We start from the raw sequence: 2,909 nt of genomic DNA on the forward strand, positions 1-2,909 counted from the left end.
ATTAATTTAAAAGAGATACCTAATAATAAATTTGGTACTCAATCTGAAATTTACTGGGATGATGCTTATTTTGGAACACAAGTAGGTGCATTAGTTAGAGGAACTTATACTTTAAAGATTGTTGATCCTTTGTTGTTTGTTAAGAATTTTGTACCAGCAAAGTATTTGCAATCTAGTTCTCCTGTGTTTGATTTTGCTGATATGGACAATGATGCTGGAGAACAACTTTTCAATGAGATTGTGGGTACATTATCAGCTGCCTTCTCAACTTACACAAATGATCCAAGGATGGGAAATCGTATTTCAAAAATACAAAGAGATCAAATTGGATTTGCTCAAGCTATGTCACAGGCTATAGAAGATGCATATCAATGGAAAACAGATCGTGGGCTAGAAATAGTTAAAACTGCAATACTTGCTATAGAATATGATGAAGATACTAAAGCTTTAATGAGTGATGTTAAGAAAGCAGATGCATTATCTGGAAATCGTGGGAATTCATTTATGCAACAAGCAGCAGCACGTGGAATGCAAAATGGCGGGGGAGCTAATATGGCATTTATGGGCATGGGATTTAATGCTGCTAATGGAATTATGGGAGGGATGAAACAAGAAGAAACACAATCAAGTTATAAACCTGCCTTTGGTCAACAACCAACTGAAGAACCAATTAAAGAGCAAAGCAAGCAAACTCAACAATCAGAATCTTCACAAGATGATCCAGTAGCTAGAATATTACAAATGAAAAAGCTTCTTGATGCTGGAGCAATTTCACAAGAAGAATATGATTTGCTAAAAGCAAAAATATTGGGGTTATGATATTATGGAAAAGGATTATAAAAATAATGAAAATAGTTTACTTGAAGAAACTAGAATCATAGAAACAGATATTGGTGCTGAAGATGGACAAGATAAATGTCCTAAATGTGGATCTACAGATATAAAACTTAATATTAAAACTGGACAATTAAAATGCAATTTTTGCCGACATGAATTTCAGCAAGAAAAAGTAGTTGAATTAGAAACTGATATAAGTAATATACATGGACAAGTTATTGGATCGGGACTTCAAGATATTTTAGAAGATGCTGATGATATTTTAACCTTAAAATGTATTAGTTGTGGTTCTGAAGTAGTAATAGATACTTCAGAAGTAACTCAAGCTAGATGCCACTGGTGCAGAAATACTTTATCAATAAATCAACAAATTGAGAATGGTAGCATTCCTGATTTAGTATTACCCTTTAACATTACAAAAGAAACTGCTGAAAATGAAATAAAAAATTTCGTTGGAAGAAGGAAGTTCTTTGCTAATCCTAAATTTAAAGAAGAATTTACAACAGATAATATAATGGGGATTTATCTTCCATATGTAATAGTTGATATAAATGCTCATGCAAACTTTCAAGGAAAGGGAGAACGATTAATTAGAAAATATTATAGTGGTAATAAAGACAACAAGAAGACATATTATGATGCAGATTTATATGAAGTTAAAAGAGAATTTGATTTAATTATTGATGATTTATCTGTAGAATCTAGCTCTGATAAATTAAATAAAAATGCATCAGATAAAACTAATAATATAATAAATTCAATAATGCCATTTGACGTAGAAAACTCTGTAAAATGGAATTCAAATTATTTAAAAGGATATGCGTCGGAAAAAAGGGATACTAATATTAAAGATATTAAATCTATAGTTGATATCCAAGCAAAAGATATTGCTAGATTTTCAGCAAATGATACATTAAAAGAATATGATCGTGGTGTAGCTTGGGAATCTGAAGAACTTGATATTAAAGGACAACTATGGAAGTCTGCTTATTTACCAGTATGGTTATACAGTTACCAGCAAATTAAAGGAACGAAAAAGTTTCTTCATTACGTTGCTGTCAATGCTAGAACAAAAGAAACTATGGGAAGTGTGCCAATAAATCTTCCTAGATTATTTTTAATATCTTTTTTAGTTGAAGTATTGGGAGCTATTTTAATGCTATTTTTGGATTTTGATTATAATTGGATTTTCCTATTATCTGGATTTCTATATTATATATTAATATTCTCAATATATCGTAATTCTGATGCCAGACATAAACATGAAACTGAAACAAAAGCAAATATGAAGAATTTAAGAAAAGTTGATAAATTCATAAAATCTAAGAAGGGCCTTGAAAATGCAATGATGATAGGTGCAAATAACAAAAAGGTAAATGGTTAAGTAGTTGTTATTAAGTATTTTATGATTTTTATTCATAGAGTTACATTTAAAAAAAAGAACATATCAAATAATCATTTCTTTGGAGGAATATATAATAAATTGTAGAACTATATATAAAAGGAGTGATATTATGATAGATAAAGAAATACAAATTGAAGATATGGCTAAAAAGGCATTAGAAACATTAAAATGCCCAGTATGTAATTCAGACAATTTTATGGCAAATTATAATATTACAGCAAAACTTCCAGTAGATAGGGATGATAACCAAGTCAATGGAGATATCTCACCTTCAATAGAATTTACATGCTTAAATTGTGGTAATATAGTTTCTATGAATGCAGATATATTAGCTAAAAGAGTAAAACAAAGTAAAGATTAAAAAGAATTCTAGTAATTTAAATTAGAAAAAGATAGATAATAGATATAGGATAATTAGTGTAATAGCTAATAAATCCTATATCTTTTTTTATATACTAAATTAATTAAGTAAAGCAATACAAAGCCTTATAAAATTTCAAAATACTATTAATTTTAATGGTGCTTCAAATGAAATTAGAATCATTAAAAAAATTATATAATAATAATCTTAAGGAGAGAATATAAATGGTGAATTATATATTAAGAAATTATTATAAATTTATGGAATTTATGGTATTATTAAACATATAAGTTTATTTAAAATTTT

Annotated in this window: 3 protein-coding genes; all 3 read left to right on the plus strand. The window is 28.2% G+C overall.

All coding sequences use genetic code 11. The features are described from left to right. Positions 1 to 819: SPFH domain-containing protein (locus HUJ77_RS15260; protein ID WP_291710105.1), on the plus strand; the 819-nt coding region annotated here is incomplete at its 5' end. A 4-nt stretch (positions 820 to 823) separates the two neighbouring features. Further along, on the plus strand, positions 824 to 2,221 hold the full coding sequence (locus tag HUJ77_RS15265) for a TFIIB-type zinc ribbon-containing protein (RefSeq protein WP_291710107.1): 1,398 nt from the start codon (positions 824 to 826) through the stop codon (positions 2,219 to 2,221). Between the two features lie 130 nt (positions 2,222 to 2,351). Further along, positions 2,352 to 2,603, plus strand: coding sequence for a hypothetical protein (locus HUJ77_RS15270; RefSeq protein ID WP_291710109.1), 252 nt, complete (start codon positions 2,352 to 2,354; stop codon positions 2,601 to 2,603). Positions 2,604 to 2,909 lie beyond the last annotated feature (306 nt).

The organism is Clostridium sp., assembly GCF_021443865.1.
Lineage (GTDB): Bacteria > Bacillota > Clostridia > Clostridiales > Clostridiaceae > Clostridium.

Excerpts from the sequence above, each read along its gene's own strand:
- HUJ77_RS15265 (WP_291710107.1), top strand. The coding sequence starts at position 824 with ATGGAAAAGGATTATAAAAATAATGAAAATAGTTTACTTGAAGAAACT.
- HUJ77_RS15270 (WP_291710109.1), top strand. The coding sequence starts at position 2,352 with ATGATAGATAAAGAAATACAAATTGAAGATATGGCTAAAAAGGCATTA.